The organism is Streptomyces sp. NPDC047085 (genome assembly GCF_040643735.1).
Lineage (GTDB): Bacteria > Actinomycetota > Actinomycetes > Streptomycetales > Streptomycetaceae > Streptomyces.
This window is the reverse complement of the sequence record NZ_JBEYUW010000012.1, coordinates 184,241-203,464: the sequence shown is the minus strand read 5'-3', so window position 1 is coordinate 203,464 and position 19,224 is coordinate 184,241. Positions and strand designations below refer to the sequence as shown.

The 19,224-nt window shown below is 73.5% G+C and carries 18 protein-coding genes; 12 read left to right on the top strand and 6 right to left on the bottom strand.

Translation table 11 applies throughout. The annotated features are described in order from the left end of the window. Positions 1–61: 61 nt before the first annotated feature. Positions 62–757: a hypothetical protein gene (locus ABZ865_RS32960; protein WP_361238600.1), complete on the bottom strand. Its 696-nt coding sequence runs from the start codon at positions 755–757 to the stop codon at positions 62–64. A 175-nt stretch (positions 758–932) separates the two neighbouring features. Between ABZ865_RS32960 and ABZ865_RS32955 the strand changes: the two genes are divergently transcribed. Next, positions 933–1,436, top strand: a complete 504-nt coding sequence (locus ABZ865_RS32955) for a molybdenum cofactor biosysynthesis protein (protein WP_361238597.1) — start codon at positions 933–935, stop codon at positions 1,434–1,436. A 47-nt stretch (positions 1,437–1,483) separates the two neighbouring features. Here the strand turns inward: ABZ865_RS32955 and ABZ865_RS32950 are convergent, their stop codons facing one another. Next, positions 1,484–3,598 (bottom strand): heavy metal translocating P-type ATPase, encoded by a 2,115-nt coding sequence (locus tag ABZ865_RS32950; protein WP_361238594.1) that lies wholly within the window; start codon positions 3,596–3,598, stop codon positions 1,484–1,486. 95 nt (positions 3,599–3,693) lie between these two features. Here ABZ865_RS32950 and ABZ865_RS32945 point away from each other — a divergent pair, with 95 nt between their 5' ends. Beyond that, a complete protein-coding gene (locus ABZ865_RS32945; protein ID WP_361238591.1) occupies positions 3,694–4,092 on the top strand; it encodes a metalloregulator ArsR/SmtB family transcription factor in 399 nt (132 codons plus the stop codon). A 37-nt stretch (positions 4,093–4,129) separates the two neighbouring features. Then, positions 4,130–4,645 carry a kinase gene (locus tag ABZ865_RS32940; protein WP_361238589.1) on the top strand — a complete coding sequence of 172 codons (516 nt, stop codon included), beginning with the start codon at positions 4,130–4,132 and terminating at the stop codon, positions 4,643–4,645. Positions 4,646–4,784: 139 nt separating this feature from the next. On the opposite strand, the gene ABZ865_RS32935 is transcribed toward ABZ865_RS32940, so the two are convergent. Next, complete coding sequence (locus ABZ865_RS32935; protein ID WP_361238586.1) at positions 4,785–6,242, bottom strand: MFS transporter; 1,458 nt, start codon at positions 6,240–6,242, stop codon at positions 4,785–4,787. 59 nt (positions 6,243–6,301) lie between these two features. On the opposite strand from ABZ865_RS32935, the gene ABZ865_RS32930 reads away from it, so the two are divergent. From ABZ865_RS32930 to ABZ865_RS32920, 3 genes are all read left to right on the top strand, one after another. Beyond that, positions 6,302–6,781: a helix-turn-helix domain-containing protein gene (locus tag ABZ865_RS32930; protein WP_361238583.1), complete on the top strand. Its 480-nt coding sequence runs from the start codon at positions 6,302–6,304 to the stop codon at positions 6,779–6,781. Positions 6,782–6,824: 43 nt separating this feature from the next. After that, a complete protein-coding gene (locus tag ABZ865_RS32925; RefSeq protein WP_361238580.1) occupies positions 6,825–7,433 on the top strand; it encodes a DJ-1/PfpI family protein in 609 nt (202 codons plus the stop codon). A 95-nt stretch (positions 7,434–7,528) separates the two neighbouring features. Beyond that, positions 7,529–8,248 (top strand): hypothetical protein, encoded by a 720-nt coding sequence (locus ABZ865_RS32920; RefSeq protein WP_361238578.1) that lies wholly within the window; start codon positions 7,529–7,531, stop codon positions 8,246–8,248. 55 nt (positions 8,249–8,303) lie between these two features. Here the strand turns inward: ABZ865_RS32920 and ABZ865_RS32915 are convergent, their stop codons facing one another. The 3 genes from ABZ865_RS32915 to ABZ865_RS32905 all read right to left on the bottom strand — a co-directional run bounded on the left by ABZ865_RS32915 (position 8,304) and on the right by ABZ865_RS32905 (position 11,694). After that, positions 8,304–9,377, bottom strand: a complete 1,074-nt coding sequence (locus tag ABZ865_RS32915) for an AI-2E family transporter (protein ID WP_361238575.1) — start codon at positions 9,375–9,377, stop codon at positions 8,304–8,306. A gap of 375 nt (positions 9,378–9,752) precedes the next feature. Further along, entirely contained in the window at positions 9,753–10,166 is a 414-nt protein-coding gene (locus tag ABZ865_RS32910; protein ID WP_361238572.1) for a DUF2267 domain-containing protein, read from the bottom strand. A 100-nt stretch (positions 10,167–10,266) separates the two neighbouring features. Next, a complete protein-coding gene (locus ABZ865_RS32905; RefSeq protein ID WP_361238569.1) occupies positions 10,267–11,694 on the bottom strand; it encodes a carotenoid oxygenase family protein in 1,428 nt (475 codons plus the stop codon). Between the two features lie 328 nt (positions 11,695–12,022). Here ABZ865_RS32905 and ABZ865_RS32900 point away from each other — a divergent pair, with 328 nt between their 5' ends. From ABZ865_RS32900 to hypD, 6 genes are all read left to right on the top strand, one after another. Beyond that, a complete protein-coding gene (locus tag ABZ865_RS32900; protein ID WP_361238566.1) occupies positions 12,023–13,738 on the top strand; it encodes a hydrogenase maturation protein in 1,716 nt (571 codons plus the stop codon). A gap of 35 nt (positions 13,739–13,773) precedes the next feature. Further along, the gene (locus tag ABZ865_RS32895; protein WP_361238563.1) at positions 13,774–14,364 is read left to right on the top strand and encodes a hydrogenase maturation protease; all 591 of its coding nucleotides are present in this window, start codon (positions 13,774–13,776) and stop codon (positions 14,362–14,364) included. 76 nt (positions 14,365–14,440) lie between these two features. Continuing rightward, on the top strand, positions 14,441–15,271 hold the full coding sequence (hypB, locus tag ABZ865_RS32890) for a hydrogenase nickel incorporation protein HypB (protein WP_361238560.1): 831 nt from the start codon (positions 14,441–14,443) through the stop codon (positions 15,269–15,271). After that, positions 15,268–17,634 (top strand): carbamoyltransferase HypF, encoded by a 2,367-nt coding sequence (gene hypF / locus ABZ865_RS32885; protein ID WP_361238557.1) that lies wholly within the window; start codon positions 15,268–15,270, stop codon positions 17,632–17,634. Before hypB ends, hypF begins: the two co-directional genes overlap by 4 nt. A 38-nt stretch (positions 17,635–17,672) precedes the next feature. Continuing rightward, positions 17,673–17,963 carry a HypC/HybG/HupF family hydrogenase formation chaperone gene (locus tag ABZ865_RS32880; RefSeq protein ID WP_361238554.1) on the top strand — a complete coding sequence of 97 codons (291 nt, stop codon included), beginning with the start codon at positions 17,673–17,675 and terminating at the stop codon, positions 17,961–17,963. Then, the gene (hypD, locus tag ABZ865_RS32875; RefSeq protein ID WP_361238551.1) at positions 17,960–19,105 is read left to right on the top strand and encodes a hydrogenase formation protein HypD; all 1,146 of its coding nucleotides are present in this window, start codon (positions 17,960–17,962) and stop codon (positions 19,103–19,105) included. The genes ABZ865_RS32880 and hypD overlap by 4 nt, the downstream gene beginning before the upstream one ends. The last annotated feature ends 119 nt before the right edge of the window (positions 19,106–19,224 follow it).

Genomic DNA, 19,224 nt, shown 5'->3' with positions numbered 1-19,224 from the left:
GCTACCGGCGGCCCGACGTCCGGTCACCGGCTCATGGAGCGCCCTCACGAGCACCCGTCGGTCAACGGCCGGTCGCGCGGCGGAACCAGCCCCGCTTGGGCGCGCCGGGCGCGGGCGGGGGAGCGGGTGCAGGCGGGGGAGTGGGGTGCGGCGGCTGGGCCGGGCCGGGGAACGGGGGGAGCTGCCGGAAGTGTTCGTCCAGCGTGACGGTCGGGGTGATGCGGTTCAGCGTGGCCCGCACCCGCGTGAGGGGGTGATCGGGGAACTCGGCGTCCCATTGTTCGTCATCACCCACGTGGTACGGCAGCCCGCCGAACTGCTCGCCGGCGGAATACGGGTGGGGCCGGAAGTAGGCTTCGAAGCCCACTCGGTCCGCCACCACGGCCTCTCGCATACCGGTCATCCCGCGTTCCGCGGCCTGCACCTTGAGGACCATGCTGCACGCGGCCTTGGGGATCGTCCACGTGCCGATGAACGCCTGCCCGCGCGGTGCATGGGGGAGGGGCACCTTGACCAGTTGACGGACCGCCGGCACGCCGTGCACCGTGCCGGGCACCGCCTCGATGAGACCGCCCCCGTTCCGGCCCACGTCCGCCGCGCGCGTGGTCCGCAGGCGCTCGAACTCGTGCAGCGGGGCGGGGAGATCGGGGACGAGGGGAAAGAAGTGGACCGACAGCACGAGTTCCGTCGCGTCCATCCACACGCCCGGCTCGAGCGCGGTGAAGCCGGTCAGATCCAGGCCGGTGATCGGAGTCATGCCGATCATCATGCCGGGTGCGGGAGCCGTGCCGGCGCCCGGCCTCCGAGGTCACCGAATGGGCGGGATTCTGCCACTGTGCGCCAACCGGCCTGTTCGCAGGCCGAGTTCGCGCCGCCGCGATCTGTTCGCCGGACGCGCGGCGATACCGTGGTGGGCTGGCTAGGCTTTGAGCGTGGCGCATGTGGAAATCGTTCAGCTGTTGGTCTCGCCGGTGCACCGGTTCGAGGGCCGCCCCGGCGACGGTCTGCCCGAGCTGCCGCCCGCCGACCTGGTGCCGACGGCCGAGGTCCGAGCGGGCCTGGGCATCGTCGGCGACCGCTACTTCAACCAGCCGGCCCACCGCGACGCCTCGGTCACCCTCATGGCCGCCGAGCGCCTGCCGCAGTCGGCCACAGGGGAGGCGGACCTGCTCCGCACCCGGCGCAACGTCCTGCTGCGCGGCGTGGACATCGACGCGTACATCGGCTCGACCGTGTTCCTCGACTGCGGCACCGGGCCCGTGGAGTTCGAGGTGCGCAGCGCGGCCAGGCCCTGCGCCTGGATGGACACCACGCTCGGGCCCGGCGCACAGCGGGCGCTGCGCGGCGGTGGGGGAGTCCGCTGCCGCCCGCTGACCGACGGCACCCTCACGGTGGGCCCGGCCGTGTTCGGCGTGCGGGATGCGCCGGACACGTAGGACACACAGGCCACGTAGGCGGATCACTCGGGACATCCAGGCGCTGGTCAGCGCCCGAAGTCGCCCGCGCCCGCCCGCGTCCAGGCCGCCTCGCGGAGCAACCGCAGCCCGTTCAGACCGACGACGACCGTCGAGCCCTCGTGGCCGAGGACGCCGAGGGGCAGCGGCAGGGTGCCGACGAGGTCCCAGACGACCAGGCCGGAGATGAACAGGGCCGCGATGGCCAGGTTCTGCGCGACCAGGCGGCGGGCCCGCCGGGAGAGGGACACCACGGCGGGGACGGTGGCGAGCTCGTCGCGGACGATCACCGCGTCGGCGGTCTCCAGGGCCAGGTCCGATCCGGCACGGCCCATCGCGATTCCGGTGTGGGCGGCTGCGAGGGCGGGCGCGTCGTTGACGCCGTCGCCGACGACCAGCACTCGGCGGCCGGCGCTCTCCCACTCCCTCACTGCGGCCACCTTGCCCTCGGGCAGCAGCCCGGCGCGCACATCGCCGATGCCGACCTCGTCCGCCAGCAGGGCGGCGGCACGGGGGTTGTCACCGGTCAGCAGCGCCGGGCGGCGTCCGGTGAGCGCGGCGAGTGCGGCGACGGTCGGCGCGGCGTCCGGGCGCAGCCGGTCCGCGATGCCGAGCACACCGGCCGGGACACCGTCGACGGTGACCAGCACGGCGGTACGGCCCCCGTACTCCAACTCCGCGACGACCTTTCCGGCGACCTCTGCGACGCCCGCCGCGATCTCCCCGCCGCCCTCCGCCCCGACCTCCGACTCAAGCCCCGCGCCGCCCTCCGCCACGAGCCCGTCGGCGGCCTCTGCGACGGCCTCCGCGGCGGGGGAGCCGGGGTCGGAGCCGAGGGGCTCGGTCGGCAGCCGTGCCGGTGCGCCCACCGCGACCGCACGGCCCTCGACGGTCGCCCGTACGCCGACGCCCGGCGCGGAGCGGAAGTCCCGCGCCACGGGCACGGTGAGGCCGCGGGCGTGGGCGGCGTCGACCACGGCGCGGGCCAGCGGGTGCTCGCTGGGGTGCTCGGCCGCTGCGGCCAGCGCGAGCAGCTCCCGCTCGTCCAGGCCGGAGCCGGGCAGCGGGACGGCGTCGGTCAGGCGCGGGGTGCCCTCGGTGAGGGTGCCGGTCTTGTCCAGCGCGACCGCGTCGACCTGGCCGAGGCGTTCCATCACCACGGCGGACTTGACCAGCACACCGTGCCGGCCGGCGTTGGCGATCGCGGACAGCAGGGGCGGCATGGTGGCCAGGACCACCGCGCAGGGCGAGGCGACGATCATGAAGGTCATGGCCCGCAGCAGCGCCCCGGTCAGCGGCGCACCGAAGACGAGCGGCACCGCGAACACCGCGAGCGTCACGGCCACCATGCCGAGCGCGTACCGCTGTTCGACCTTCTCGATGAACAGCTGGGTCGGCGCCTTGGTCTCGGACGCCTCCGCCACCATGCGCACGATCCGGGCGATCACCGTGTCCCCGGCGTCGCGCTCGACCCGCACGCGCAGCGCGCCGGTGCCGTTCAGGGTGCCGGCGAACACCTCGTCACCGGGGCCCTTGGCCACCGGCAGCGGTTCGCCGGTGACCGTGGCCTGGTCGACGTCGCTCACCCCGTCCAGGACGCGGCCGTCGGCGCCGACCCGCTCGCCGGGGCGCACGAGCACGGTGTCGCCGACCGTGAGGTCCGCCGGGGTCACCGTCTCCTCCCGGCCGTCGGCGGACAGCCGGGTCGCGGTGGCGGGCGCCAGGTCGAGCAGGCCGCGTACCGAGTCGGCGGTGCGCGCCGTGGCGAGCGCCTCCAGCGCGCCGGAGGTCGCGAAGATGACGATCAGCAGCGCGCCGTCCATCACCTGTCCGACCGCCGCCGCTCCCAGCGCGGCCACGACCATCAGCAGATCCACGTCGAGGGTCCGCTCCCGCAGCGCCTGAAGCCCGGCCCACGCGGGTTCCCAGCCGCCGGCGACGTAGGCGAGCGCGTACGCAACCGCCCAGGTCCAGCCGGGCGCGCCGGTGAGCTGCAGCGGCAGCGCGAGCAGGAACAGCACCGTGGCCGCCGCGGCCCAGCGGGCCTCGGGCAGGGCGAACACCCGGGTCCGGCGCCTCGGGCCGCTGCGCGCGGCGGGGCCGGCTTCGGGCGGCGCGGGGCGCTCGGTCAGGACGGAAGACATGGAGAAGGGACCCTTCGGGGGGCGGGGACGGCAACCGTAACACCATACAGGTACATATGAAGAACCATTCAAGTGTCATCTGTATGATGACAGCCATGGGTCATGGAGCAACTCCCGCGCGGCAGGCCGTGCCTCGTACCCGCCTGGACGCGCACAGCGCCGACCGCGTGGCGACCACGTTGCAGGCCCTGGCCACCCCCTCCCGGCTGCTGATCCTGTCCCGGCTGCGGGAGGGCCCGTGCGCGGCCACCGAACTCGCCGCCGAGGTCGGCATGGAACAGTCCGCCTGCTCCCACCAGCTGCGGCTGCTGCGCAACCTCGGCCTGGTCGTCGGCCGGCGCCAGGGCCGTTCGGTGATCTACGCGCTCTACGACAACCACGTCGCCGAACTCCTCGACCAGGCCGTCTATCACATCGAACACCTGCGTCTCGGCCTCGCCGACACCCCCGACCGGGACCAGCCGGAGGAAGCGACCCTCGGTACGGCCCCGTGACACCGACGCGGCGCGCGGCGCCGGTAGGCCGGCCGGCGTGAGGGTGGGCACCGAGGAGACCCGGCTGGTCGTGCTGCGCGGCAACAGTGCCTCGGGCAAGTCGTCCGTCGCGGCGGCACTGCGCCGGCGCCACGGCCGGGGCCTCGCCCTGGTCGGCCAGGACAACCTCCGCCGAGAGGTGCTGCGCGAGCGCGACCAGCCCGGAGCCGCCAACATCGGCCTGATCGACACGGTCGCCCGCTACGCCCTGGACGCGGGCTACCACGTGGTCGTCGAGGGCATCCTCTACGCCGACCGCTACGGCGAGATGCTCACCCGTCTGTGCGCCGACCACCGCGGCCCGACCCACTGCTACTACCTCCACGTCCCCTTCGAGGAGACCCTCGCCCGGCACGCCACCAAACCGCAGGCGGCCGAGTACGGCGAGGCGGAAATGCGCGCGTGGTACCGGGAACTCGACCTGCTGCCCGGCGCCGTGGAGACGGTCATCGGGGCCCACAGCGCACTGCCCGACACGGTCGACCGCATCCTGCGGGACACGGGCCTGGCCTGACGGCGCGTCGCCGGTCGGCTGGTCGCGAAGAGGCCTGTCCGTGTCGGGCGTCCCCGGTCAGGGAGTGGGGCGGATCGGCCGTCGTGTTCGGATGCCGCTACAGCCCCAACTGCCGCCGGAACGAAGGGAAAGGGGTCGGTCAGGACGCGTCCGTCAGGGCCTGCGCGTCCGCCTCGGGCTTCGGTGATGCGGCGGGTGCCGTCCGGCCCGGGGCGCCTCCGCGGCTGAGGTGCACGCCGATCGCCGAGGTCGCCAGGCTCAGTACGGCGGCTGTTGACCAGGCGATCCGGAAGTCGTGACCCGAGGTGGCACCGACGTGGGAGCCGACCACCGCGATCAGGACGGCGACGCCGACCGTGGTCGAGATCTGGCGGACGGAGTTGACCAGCGCCGACCCGGTCGCGGCACGGTTCCCAGGCAGGGCATGCACACCGGCGGCCACCAGAGTGCCCAGGCTCAGACCGATGCCCGTACCGGTCAACAGCTGGCTGGGCAGCAGGTCACGCACGTAGTCCGGCGTGACGGACGCGAAGCACGCGAACCAGACCATGCCGCCGGCGAACAGCAGCCCGCCCGCGGCGACCAGCGGTCCGTGCCCGAAGCGCTGCGCGGTGCGGGCGGTCAGAACGGTGACGACCGGCACGAGGGCGGGACCGGGGGCCAGGGCGAGACCGGTGCGCAGCGCGCTCCAGTGCCAGACCTCCTGGCACCACAGCACGTTCGACAGCAGCATGATCGCGAAGGCGATGCCGAACAGGAGGCTGCCCGCGTTCGCCGCTCCGAAGCGCGGCAGCCTCAGCAGGTCCAGCTCGAACAGCGGGTGGGGGTGTCGCAGGGATCTGAGGACGAACGCGGCGCCGCTGACGACGGCGACGGCCAGGAGCAGTACGGTCCCGCCGCTCGTCCAGCCCCAGGCGGGTGCCTGGACCAGCGCCCCGGAGAGCGCCGCGATCGAGAAGACGACCAACAGGGCACCGAGGAGGTCGGGCAGCGGTCCGGCCTCCCCGGCGGCCGGCTTCGGCAGGACCGCGCGGCCGGCGACGAGCGCCGCGATGCCGATGGGCAGGTTGACGGCGAAGACCCACCTCCAGTCCACCTCGGTCAGCAGGCCACCGGCGACCGGCCCGGCCGCGGCGGCGAGTCCGCCGACCGCAGCCCAGCTCCGGGTGGCCTGGGTGCGGCGCTCGGCCGGCACCGCCGCCAGCAGCAGGGCCAGGGACGTCGGAATCTGGGCGGACGCCCCGACGGCCTGTATCACGCGGGCCACGACGAGGGTCTCCAGGTTCGGGGCCAGGGCGCAGCCCAGCGACGCGAGGGTGAAGACGGCGATCCCGGTGAGGAAGACCGGCCGCCGGCCGATGCGGTCACCGGCACGCCCGGCCACCACCAGCAGCGCCGCGAAGGTGATCGCGTAGGCGTTGAGGACCCAGGACAGCGAACCGAGGCTCGCGCCCCCGCCGCCCGCGGAGAAGGTCTCTCCCATGGCCGGAAGCGCGACGTTGACGATCAGCAGATCCAGGTTGGTCATGAAGACGGCCACCAGGACGACCGCGGTGGCCGTCCGAGTGTGCTTTGAAAATCGAAGCGTAGTAGCCATGGCGCAAGCCAAGCACGGAGTGATTTGGAAATCAAACCTTGCCGGGTGATACTGGGGCCGTGACCACGCGCATCGATCCCCATGACGTGCCCGGACGCCCGTGCTCGCTCGCCGCGGCCCTGCAGGTCGTCGGCGACCGATGGGCCCTGCCCGCGATCCGTGAGGTCATGCTCGGCAACCACCGGTTCCGGCAGATCGCCAGGAACACCGGCGCTCCCACGGATCGCCTGGCGGCGCGCCTGAAGGCGCTGGTGGACAGCGGCGTCCTCGAAAAGCGCCCGCTCCCGGACGACGCACGCTACAGCGGCTACTACCTGACCGAGGCGGGGCGCGATCTGGGGGCCATCACCCGTGAGCTCATCGGCTGGGGCGACCGCTGGGTCGTCACCGCACCGCCCAGCCGGATCCTTCACCGGGACCACGAACTCGTCTCCCACTCCGTCTGCGAGACCTGTGGCGAGCGGGTCCACGGCGAGGACATCCGCCGGGAGGAACTGATCCCCGACTGGGAGCCGTCCGGTCCGGTGGAAGCGTCGTAGACCGTGCGGTGGTTGATCCAGGACCGTGCTGTAAGGAGATGTGATGCAGGTAGCAGTGGTCACGTTCGACGGGTTCAACGAACTCGACAGTTTGATCGCGTCCGCGCTGATCAACCGATGTCGTAAGGACGGCTTGGAAGCCTTCATCACCACGCCGGCACCGGTGGTCACGTCGATGAACGGTGTCGAGGTGACCGGGCAGCGCCCGATGGAGTTCGTGACGGAAGCCGAGGTCGTGCTGATCGGTAGTGGCGTGAAGACGCGAGACGTGGTCGCCGACGACCGGCTGATCTCCCGGCTGGTGCTGGACCCGTCACGGCAGCTGATCGGTGCGCAGTGCTCCGGCGCGCTGATGCTCGCCCGGCTCGGGCTGCTGGACGGCATGCCCGCCTGCACGGACATGAAGACCCGGCCCTTCGTCGAGGCCTGCGACGTCACCGTGCTGGACGCGCCGTTCCACGCCGAGGGAAACATCGCTACGGCAGGAGGCTGCCTGGCGTCCCAGTATCTCGCCACGTGGGTGATCACCCGGGCGCTCGGGGAGGACGCCGCGACTGGCGTCATCGACTACGTGGCTCCGGTCGGCGAGAACCAGGAGACCGTCGAGCGCGCCCTGCGTGCCGTCCGCCCGGGCGCGGCCGCGCTGCGCTGACGTCCCGTCATCAACCTCGGCACAATGAAGATCCACCATCCTGGAGCCGTCCGGCCACGGCTTGATGCGAGGTGGCGGCCGGCAGGAGACCTGACATGAACGAACTGCTCAGCGAGGCGATCGAAGCCCACGGCGGGAGCACACGCTGGCGCCGGCTGACCCAGGTGCGAGCCACCCTCGTCAGCGGCGGTCATCTCTTCGCCGTGAAGGGCCTGCCGCAGGATCCCGCGCCGCGCGAGATGACCGTGCGCCTCCACGAGGAGCACGCCTCGGTGAGACCCTTCGGCGCCCCTGACCAGAAGACCGACTTCACGCCCGGACGCGTGAGCATCGACAAGCTCGACGGGCGAGTGGTGGCCGAACGCGAGGACCCGCGGTCGTCCTTCGACGGCCACACGTTGGAGACCCCCTGGGACCCGCTGGACCGCGCCTACTTCAACGGCTACGCCCTGTGGACCTACCTCACCACGCCGTTCCTGCTGGCCATGCCCGGCTTCACGGTCACCGAGATCGAGCCGTGGCGGGAGAAGGACGAACTGTGGCGAGGACTGCGTGCCACCTTCCCACCCGAGATCGCCAGTCACAGCACCCACCAGGACTTCTACTTCGGCCCCGACCGGCTGCTGCGCCGACACGACTATCACGTCGACGTGGCCGGCGGATTCGCCGCCGCGCAGTACGTCTACGACCGTGTGGAAGCGGACGGCATCGTGCTGCCCACCAAGCGCCGGGCCTACCGCCGCGACGCCGATGGCCACCCCGTCCTCGACCAGGTCATGGTCTCGATCGACCTCACCGACATCCACTTCAGCTGACAGCACGGAGAACAGCAGGCCGATCGCTCGACGGCGGTGAGGAGTCCGGCCGCTTTCAAGGGAGCTGAGATCCCGGCGGCGGCAGCTGCTCCGGAGGGGCCCGCAGTGCGCTCAGCACCGCCCAGGCGACCGAGACGAACGGCACCGCCACGATGGCGCCGATCACTCCCCCGACGATGCTGCCCGCGATGACGGACACGGCCACGACCAGCGGGTGCAGCCGCACCGCCCAGCTCATCACCAGCGGATGCAGCACATGCCCTTCGAGCTGTCCGATGACGACGATGAGGACCAGCACCAGGAAGGCCGTGAGCGGACCGCGCCCCGCCAGGGCGACCACCGTGGCCACCCCGAGCGCGACCGGTGAGCCGACCAGGGGCACGAACGAGGCGAAGAACTCCAGCAGCGTCAGCGGCAGCGCGAGCGGCACCCGCAGCACGAGCAGCACGACGCCGACGAACACCGCGTTCGTCGCGGCGACGATGATGATGCCGCGCGTGTACCCGGCGAAGGTCCGCCAGGCCGCGCGCCCCGCGCGGTCCCACGCCGAGCGCGCCCCGCTGGGCAGCAACCGGTCCCGCACCCAGCCCCACAGACGCTCCCCGGAGTGGATGAAGAAGGCGGACGCGAACAGCGCCAGCGCGCCCCCCGTCACCAGCTCGACGACCCGGCCCAGCCCCGAGACCGCGCTGCTGAGCAGGCGGGCCCGATGCGCCGCGATGTAGTCCGTCACCTGGCGCTGCAGCTCGGACAGCCTGCCGGGACTGAGCCGGAACGGCGGACGCCGCAGCCACTGCTCGATACGGTGCACACCGCCCCGGAACTCGCCGGCCAGCCGGTCCGACTCCTGCGCCACCGCGTTGCCCACCAGGGCGAGCAGGCCCAGCAGAAGCAGCAGACTCCCCACGAGGGCGATCGCGACACTCAGGGGCCGGGGCAGCACACGGTTCAGCAGGTCGGCCAGCGGCCGCAGCACCGAGGTGACGACGAGCGCGAGGAACAGCGCGACGGCGATCAGCTGGAAGCGGCCGAGGACGCCGAACACGCCGTAGACGACGACGCCGACGAGAATGAGCCGCCAGGCGTACGCCGCGCCGATCCGCAGCCATGGCACGGTGCGCTCGGCCACCGACGTCCTCGGTTCGGAACGGGGGACCGCGGGGAGCCGTACGGAGTAGGCCGGCCGGCTGCCCATCACCGTCTGACGCGCACCCGATGCACGACGCCCGCGCCCCGACGCCTGTCGCCCCGCGCCATCGACCACGCCTCCCGCCTCCGTTCCGCGTCCACATCATGACATTTCGTCACAATATGAGAACGGTATGCGCAAGGCGACGGAACGGGACCGTCCAACGCGCCCGCACCCGTGCCCGGCCCATGCCCGCGCGCGCATCCGTGGCCGCGCCCCATGGCCCGGTGCTCGGCGGCTCCCGGCCGCCTCTCAGCCCGTCGTCCTGACCTCGTTCGCCTGACTCGACCCGCTCGCCTGACTCGACTCGTTCGCCTAATAGGCGCGTTCCACCGGCAGCAGCTCCCGGATGTCCGAGGGCAGTGCGTGGGCCATGCGCTCCGTCAGCTCGGGGGCGAGCGCCGCGTCGAGCACCTCCAGCACGGCGGCGGCCTCGCGCAGGGCCGTGTCCTCGTCCGTGCCCGCGCGGTCGGCGATCCGTCCGGCGAACACGGTCAGCCCGAACCGCTCGCCGGCCGTCCCCGAGTCGACGCCGGGGGACGCGTCCGCGGCCTCACGCATGGCGGCCGCCATGTCCGGCGGCAACTGCGCGGCCACGTGCCGGACGAGCCCGGTCGGCAGCCGCTCCGCCAACGTGCTCGCCACCGCGTGCGCCACCCGCTCGGCCGCGCGCCGGTCGGGCAGCTGAGCGAGATCCTGCACTTTTCCGATCATCTCGTCGTGGTGCATGAGGCCGGTCCCTTCCTCACGGTGCGGTGGGTCCGCACTCCCGACGACCGGGCGAGGGGCGAGTACCCGCATCCGGGACCGCGCCTCGCCTCCGTGCCGCCTACTCCTGCGTCGGCAGCCAGTTCCCGTGCAGGCCCAGCGGGACCCGCACGGGGATGCGTATGCGCGCGAGAGGCCCGCTCTCGGGCCCCTCCGCGGGCAGGACGAGCAGCCAACTCCTCTCGTCCGTACGGTCGGTGGCGAAGGTCAGCCAGTACCCCTGCCCGTCGTCGGGGTGGCCGGGGGAGGGGGCGAAGGCCGGTTCGCCCACGGACAGATCGCCGGCGTGCCAGGTGCGGGACGGAACGGCCGGGTCCCCGGTGTCGTACCACCGCAGCGCGTCGTACTCGCCCGGCAGCAGCCCGGGCGTGTCGCCGCTGTCCGCCGCGACCGCGACGCGCCGGTGCCGGCGCCCGATGCTGCGGTCGTCGATGCGCGGGAACTCGATGCGCCTGTCGTCCAGGGGCTCCCGGCGCATCCGGCCGCCCGCCGGGTCGAGGACGGCGCTCATCAGGTGGCTGCGGTTGCCCCTTTCCCCCGTTCCGCCCAGGGAGAGCCGTGACCACTGCACGTACTGCAGCACCACGGTTCCGTCGGCCTCGACGTCGTACGCGTTCACGGTGTGCCACAGCCAGAACGCGTCGTCGTCGGCCCAGCGCACCGGCGAGCCGTCCCGGGGGATCAGCGCCACCCGGGTGCCGGCCTCGGGACGCCAGTCGATCAGCGAGCCGCCGCGCAGCGCGGCGGACAGGTCGAAGAACACCGGGGCGAGGACCAGGACCAGGTAGCGGCCGGTCAGCGCCATGTCGTGGATCATCACCGGCTCGTCGACCCCGTCGACGGGCGTCGGCCCCCGCGCCACCGCCCCGCTCGGCGCGACGATCGACCAGGTCAGGTACGGCGGCTCCAGCGCGTAGCAGAACACCGCCATCTCGCCGGAGTCCGGGTCGGTCTTCGGGTGCGCGGTGATGCCGGCCGGCAGCGCGCCGCCGAACGTCTCCCTGCCGATCGTCTCCAGCTCCGGGGTCATCCGGAACGGGCACGCGGACTCCGCGAGCGCCAGCAGCCGGCCGGCGTGCCGGACGACGTTGACGTCGGGCAGGTCCCTGAACGTGTGGGCGAGTTCGGGGCCGACCTCCTGGGGTCCCGGCATGATCAGGGACTCGATGCCGCCCCACAGGGCCCGGCCCGCCCGCTCCTCCGCGACGAGGGCGGGCGTGCGCACGAAGCGGTTGCGGTAGCGGGCCCGGCCCCGCTCGATCCAGACGCCGTGCACCATGCCGTCGCCGTCGACCGGGAACAGGTAGGAGCCGATCGGGGTGAAGCGCGGGTTGGGGCCGTTGCGCAGGTAGACGCCGTCCAGATCGTCCGGCAGCCGGCCCTCCACCGCCAGGTCGACCTCGTCCACCTCCTCCGTGACCGGGGCGAACCGCCCGGACAGGTGGGCCACGCGCGCGGGGTCGAAGGTCCGTTCGACGGAAGCGGTCATGTGCGCCTCCCTGGAGGAAGGGAGCGGACGGACCGGTCACGGCCGGTCGCCGGTGAATCGCGGGTCGTGGCGGGCGCGGGCGAGGGCCCCGCACCGGCGCCGTCCCGGAGACAGGGCGGCACACGTGCGCCGGTCCGTCCCGCACTTCCATCGTGGCGCCGTGGCCCTGCCCGCGCATCCGGGTTCCGCGGTCCGACTCGCGCCCCCGGGTTCCGCGCACCGACTCGCGCCCCCGTGCGATCCGGATGGCGGACGAGTGCGGACGGGGCGGACGAAACGCCGCAGGGGTCCTTCACGGACTGCCGGTAACGGACGAACATGCCGTGTCATGGACATTCTGCTCGTCGCCAGTGCGTTCAACAGTCTCTCCCAGCGTCTGTACGCCGAACTGTCCGACCAGGGCCACCAAGTGGACGTCGTACTCGCCACCCACGGCCCCGACCCGGTCCGCGCCGCCGCACGTGAGCTGCGTCCGGACCTGATCATCGCGCCGATGCTCAAGACGGCGCTGCCCGAGGACGTGTGGCGGGAGCACACCTGCCTGATCGTCCACCCGGGACCGCCCGGAGACCGGGGCCCGTCATCGCTGGACTGGGCGATCGCCGAGGAGGCGACGCACTGGGGCGTGACGGTCCTGCAGGCCGAGGCGGCGATGGACGCGGGCGACATCTGGGCGGCGGAGACGTTCGCCGTCCCGCCCGTCGGCAAGAGCGACCTGTACCGCAACGAGGCCTCCGACGCCGCCGTCCCCGCCGTCCTGCAGGCCGTGGGCCGCTACGCCGACGGCTCGTACAAGCCCCGCCCGCAGACCGGCACCTCGCTGCACGTCGTGTGGCGCGACTTCTTCCGGCAGGAGCGGCGCCGGATCGACTGGGAGCACGACAGCACCGAGACCGTGCTGCGCACACTGCGCGGCGCCGACTCGCAGCCCGGCGTCCTCGACGAGCTCCTCGGCCGAGAGGTGTTCCTGCACGGCGGCCACCCCGAGGACCGGCTGCGCGGCCGCCCCGGGGAACTGCTCGCCACCCGCGCGGGAGCCGTGTGCCGTGCCACGAGCGACGGCGCCGTGTGGATCCCGGAACTGCGCCCGCGCAAGAACTCCGGCGACCCGGCGCCCTTCCGGCGCCCGGCCGCCTCCGTACTCGCCTCCTTCTCCGCCGAGGACGTGGCGGCACTCCCCGAAGAGCCCGTCCCGCTCGAACTGCCCCCGGACCGGCGCACCTGGAGCGACATCCGCTACCGGGAGCACGGCGACACCGGCTTCCTGAACTTCTCCTTCCCGGGCGGCGCGATGAGCACCGACCAGTGCCGCAGACTGCTCGACGCCTACACGTACGCGCTCTCCCGCCCCACCTGGGTCCTGGTGCTCGGCGGCGCCCGCGACTTCTTCTCCAACGGCATCCACCTGAACGTCATCGAGGCGGCCCCCGACCCGGCCGAGGAGTCCTGGCGGAACCTCAACGCCATGGACGACCTCGTCGAGGCCGTGCTGCGCACCACCGACCGCCTGGTGGTGGCCGCGCTCGCCGGCAACGCGGCCGCCGGCGGCGCCATGCTCGCGCTCGCCGCGGACGAGGTCTGGTGCCGTACCGGCGCCGTCCTCAACCCGCACTACCGGCGGATGGGGCTGTACGGCTCCGAGTACTGGACGTACACGCTCCCGCGCCGGGCCGGAGCGGACACCGCGCACCGGCTGACGACCGACGCCCTCCCGGTGAGCGCCGCGCGCGCCGCGGACCTCGGGCTGGTGGACCGGCTGGTGCCCGCCGGGGCACAGGAGTTCGCGGGCGAGGTCGAGCGCATGGCCGCCGCCCTCGCCGCCACCCCGGACCTCGGCCACCGCATCGCCGCCAAGGCGGCCGCACGCCGCGCGGACGAGGCGAGACGACCGCTCGCGGACCACCGGTACCACGAACTCGCCCGCATGCACGCCCTGTTCTTCGACCCCCACGCCCCGTATCACGCCCTGCGCTCGGCCTTCGTCCGCAAGATCCCGACCGCCTCCGTCCACCCCCTGGCGGCGGCCGCGGAAGCGGTCCGGTGACCGGCGCGGGTGCGGGCGGACCCCGGAGCGGTCCGGTGAACGGCTCCCCGGGCGGGCTGCTCGTGGCCGGTGTCGGCAACATCTTCCTCGGGGACGACGCCTTCGGCCCCGAGGTGATCCGAGCCCTCGAACGCCGGCCCCTGCCCGCCGGGATCCAGGTGCGGGACTTCGGCATCCGCGGCATGGACCTCGCCTACGCGCTGCTGGACGGCTGCGCCACCGCCGTCCTGGTCGACGCCGCGCCCCGCGGACACCGGCCCGGCACCCTGTCCCTGATCGAGCCGGAGCCGCCCGCCGGCACGGTCGTGCCGGAGGCCCACGGCATGGACCCGCAGAAGGTGCTGGCCCTCGCCGCGCACCTCGGCGACGAACCACTGCCACGGGTCCTCGTCCTGGCCTGTGAGCCCGAGGTGCTGCCGCGCGGTGACGAGGACATCGCCCCGGGCCTGAGCGACACCGTGCGGGAGGCCGTCGACGGGGCCGTCGACGCGCTGCACACGCTGATCCCCGCGCTGCTCGCCGATCCGGCCGCGCCCGTGCCGCCGTTGGGCCGCCCGATGGAAAACGGGCCCCCGCTCGCGGCTGGGCTGCCCGGCCCCGAGACCGACGGAACCGAAGATCGGTGAGACGCCAGGGCCGTGCCCGGCACGGCCCTGGCGCTTCGCGTCCGTTCTTCCCGTGCGACCCCGAGGAGCTGCGCCCATGTGCCGGTCCGACGTCAGGCAGGCCGTCCTGGCCAAGAACGACGACCTGGCCGCGCGCCTGCGCGACGACCTGACCCGGCAGGGCGTCACCGTGGTCAACCTGCTGTCCAGCCCGGGCAGCGGCAAGACGGAGCTCCTCGGGCTGGTCCTGGCCCGGGCGCTGGCGCGAGGCGTCCCGGTGGCCGCGCTCACCGCCGACCTGGCGACCGAGAACGACGCCGTCCGGCTCGCGCGTTCGGGCGCCCCGGTCCAGCAACTGCTCACCGACGGACTCTGCCATCTGGAGGCCCGGCAGGTGCGTGCCCGCCTGGCCGGCTGGTTGCCCGCGGACACCAGGGTGCTGTTCGTGGAGAACGTCGGCAACCTCGTGTGCCCGGCCTCCTACGACCTGGGCGAGACCCTGCGGATCGTGCTGATGGCCGTGACCGAGGGCGAGGACAAGCCGCTGAAATACCCCACCGCGTTCGGCTCCGCCCATCTGGTCGTCATCACCAAGACCGACCTGGCCGAGGCGGCCGGCTTCGACGAGGCCGCCTTCCGGGCGCACGTGCAGCGGGTCAATCCGGGGGTGGAGATCGTACGGTCCTGCGCGCGCACCGGCGACGGTGTCGACACCCTCCTCGAGCGGGCCCTGGCCACCCACGACGGAGCCCCACCGCACCGGCCACCCCTCGCCCCGCACCCGCACCCGCACGGGCACGGGCATGGGCACGGGCGCGACGACGGCGACCACCCGCGCGTCGACCACTCGCACGTCGGCGACCACTCGCACGGCGACGACTCGCACGGCGGCCACCCGGACCACCCGGCGTCCGCCCCCGTCTCATGACGGCGCCCGTCACCGGCCGGGTGCGCCGCAGACTTACCGTGCGCGGCACGGTGCAGGGCGTCGGCTTCCGTCCCCATGTGCACCGGCTGGCCGCCGGCCTCGACCTGGCCGGGTTCGTGAGCAACACCGCGGGCGGTGTGCTCATCGAGGTCGAGGGCCCGGCGGACGGCGTCGGCCGGTTCTGCGACCTGCTGGCCGAGCAGCCGCCACCGCTCGCCGCCGTGACCGGCATCGGCTGCGAGGACCTGCCACCGACCGGCTCGACGGGACCGTTCGCCATCCGGCCCACCGAGCGGTCCACCGGGCGCACGCAGCTCCCGCCCGACACCGCCACCTGCGGCGACTGCCTGCGTGAAATCGCCGATCCCGCCGACCGGCGACACCGGCACCCGTTCATCACCTGCACCCACTGCGGCCCCCGCTTCACCATCGCCACGGCGATGCCCTACGACCGCGTGGCGACCACCATGGCCGGGTTCCCGATGTGCCCGGCCTGCGCCCGCGAGTACGGTGACCCGGCCGACCGGCGCTTCCACGCCCAGCCCGTCGCCTGCCCCGACTGCGGCCCGAGGCTGCGCCTGATCCCTGCCGACGGCACCGGCCTGCGCCCGGCCCTCGACGCGGCGGCCCTGGCGGCGGCCCGGGCGCTGCTCGGTGCGGGCCGGATCGTCGCCGTGAAGGGTGTCGGCGGCTACCACCTGGCCTGCGACGCCACCGACCCCCGCGCCGTCGCGACCCTGCGCGCCCGCAAGGAACGGGGCGGCAAGGCCTTCGCGGTGATGTGCGCCGACCTTCCCACGGTGGAGCGCATCGCCGTCGTCTCCGACGCCGAACGCGCCGCGCTCACCAGCCCCCGGCGCCCCATCGTCCTGCTGCGCGGGCGCCGGTCGGCGGACGGCCCCCGGCTCGCCGACCAGGTGTGCCCCGGCAGCCCGCACGTGGGCGTCCTGCTGCCCTACACACCCGTGCACACTCTGCTGTTCGGGCTGCCCGGCGATCCTCCCGGTCCGCGCGTCCTCGTCATGACCAGCGGAAACCGTTCGGGCGAGCCCATCGTCACGGACGACGACGAGGCCCGGACCCGGCTGGCCGGCCTGGCCGACGCCTGGCTCGCCCACGACCGGCCCATCGCGTCCCCGTGCGACGACTCCCTGCTCCGCGTGCGCCCCGACGGCACCGAACAGGTCCTCCGCCGCTCCCGCGGCTACGCCCCGCGCCCGCTGGCCCTCCCGGTGCCCGTCCGCCCCGCGCTCGCGGTCGGCGGCGACCTGAAGAACGCCCTCTGCCTGGGCGAGGGCGAGCAGGCCTGGTTCGGGCCCCACATCGGCGACATGGGCGACCTGGCCACCCACGAGGCGGCCCAACGAGCCGAGCGGCACCTCACCCGCCTCACCGGGATCACGCCCCGCCTGCTGGCCGCGGACCGGCACCCCGGCTACCACTCGACCGGCCGGGCCCGCCGCCGCTCCCGCGAACTCGGCCTGCCGTCACCGACGTTGGTCCAGCACCACCATGCCCACATCGCCGCCGCGATGGCCGAACACGGCCTCGACGGCACCACACCCGTGATCGGGGTCGCCTTCGACGGCACCGGATACGGCGACGACGGCACGGTGTGGGGCGGCGAGATCCTGCTCGCCGACTACGCCGGCCACCGGCGCTTCGCCCACCTGACACCGGCCCCGCTGCCCGGCGGTGACACGGGCGTGGCCAACCCGTGCCGGCTGGCACTGGCCCGGCTGTGGGCCGCCGGACTGCCGTGGGAGTCGGAGCTGCCGAGCGCCAAGGCCTGCACGGACGCGGAACTCCCCGTACTGCGCAGCCAGTTGACCCGCCAGGTGGCCTGTGTGCCGACGACCAGCATGGGCCGACTCTTCGACGCCGTGTCGTCCCTCGTGGGCGTGTGCCACCGGGCGGAGTACGAGGCGCAGGCCGCGCTGGAGCTGGAGGCGGCGGCGACGCGGGCATGGGCCTCGGATGCCGAGGCGTACCTCTTCGGGTTCGACCGGCCGGCCGGGGTGGGCGGTTGGGGCATCGACCCCACCCCCCTGCTGCGAGCCCTCCTGGCCGACCAGCGTCGCGGCACCCCCGCCCCGCTGCTCGCCGCCCGCTTCCACCGCGGGGTCGCGAGGGCGGTCGCCGAGATCTGCCGGCGCGCCCGCGCGGCCACGGACCTGACCGTCGTGGCCCTCAGCGGCGGGGTGTTCGCCAATGCCCTGCTGGAGGAGGAGAGCGCCGCACTGCTCGCGGCGGACGGCTTCACGGTCCTGCGGCACCGCGAAGTACCCCCGAACGACGGCGGACTGGCGCTCGGACAGCTCATGGTCGCGGCACACGAGCCCCGGCCGGGACGGGCTCGGTAGCCCGCGCATCAGCACACAACGACGAGACGGAGTGACCCATGTGTCTGGCAGTGCCCGGCAAGGTCGTGGCCATCGACGACGGCGCCGACCCGCTCACCGGGCTGATCGACTTCGGCGGGGTGCGGAAACAGGCGTGTCTGGAGTACCTGCCCGACGTGCGGGTGGGGGAGTACGTCATCGTCCACGTCGGGTTCGCCCTGCAGCGCCTGGACGAGGAGTCCGCCCGGGCGTCCCTGGCGCTGTTCGAGCAACTGGGGCTCCTGGAGGAGGAGTTCGGCGACGCCTGGCAGCAGGCGGCGCGGCAGCACAGCGGGAGTGAGACGGCATGAAGTACATCGACGAGTTCAACGACCCGGACCTGGCGCGGCGCCTGCTGGACGAGATCCGGACCACGGTCACCCGGCCCTGGGCGCTGATGGAGGTCTGCGGCGGCCAGACCCACTCCATCATCCGGCACGGGATCGACCAACTCCTCCCGGACGAAGTCGAGTTGATCCACGGACCCGGCTGCCCGGTGTGCGTCACTCCCCTCGATGTCATCGACAAGGCGCTGGAGATCGCCGCCCGCCCCGGCGTGATCTTCTGCTCCTTCGGCGACATGCTCCGGGTGCCGGGCACCGACCGCGACCTGTTCCGGGTCAAGGGCGAGGGCGGTGACGTACGCGTGGTCTACTCGCCGCTCGACGCCCTCGACCTCGCGCGCCGGAACCCGGACCGCCAGGTCGTGTTCTTCGCGATCGGCTTCGAGACGACCGCCCCCGCCAACGCCATGGCCGTGCACCAGGCCCGCCGGCTCGGCCTGGACAACTTCAGCCTGCTCGTCTCCCATGTCCGGGTCCCCCCGGCGATCGAGGCCATCATGACGGCCCCCGCCTGCCGGGTGCAGGGCTTCCTCGCCGCCGGGCACGTGTGCAGCGTGATGGGCACAGCCGAGTACCCGGAGCTGGCCGAGAGGCACCGGGTGCCGGTGGTGGTGACCGGCTTCGAACCGCTGGACATCCTGGAGGGCATCCGCCGCGCCATCCACCAACTGGAGCGCGGGGAGCACCGGGTGGAGAACGCCTACGCCCGGGCCGTACGCGACCAGGGCAACCCGGCGGCGCTGCGCATGATCGAGGAGGTGTTCGAGGTCACCGACCGCAACTGGCGCGGCATCGGCCCCATCCCGGCCAGCGGCTGGCGCCTGTCCGACGCCTTCCGCGCCTACGATGCCGAGCACCGCTTCGACGTCACCGGCATCCGCACCGAGGAACCCGCGGTGTGCCGGGCCGGTGAGGTCCTGCAGGGCCTGATCAAGCCCACCGAGTGCGCCGCGTTCGGCACGACCTGCACCCCGCGCACCCCGCTCGGCGCCACGATGGTCTCCAGCGAGGGTGCCTGCGCGGCCTACTACCTCTACCGCCGCATGACCGACGGCCCGGCACCGCGGGGCTCCCGCATCCCGCGTGAGGAGATGAACCCCGTTGGCTGACCTCGCCACCGAAGCGACCCCCGACGCCGCACCCGCGGACGCCGCCCCCACCGCCGTCGAGTCCCCCGCCGTCGACCCCGCGAACTGGACCTGCCCCGCCCCCCTGCGCGACCAGCCGG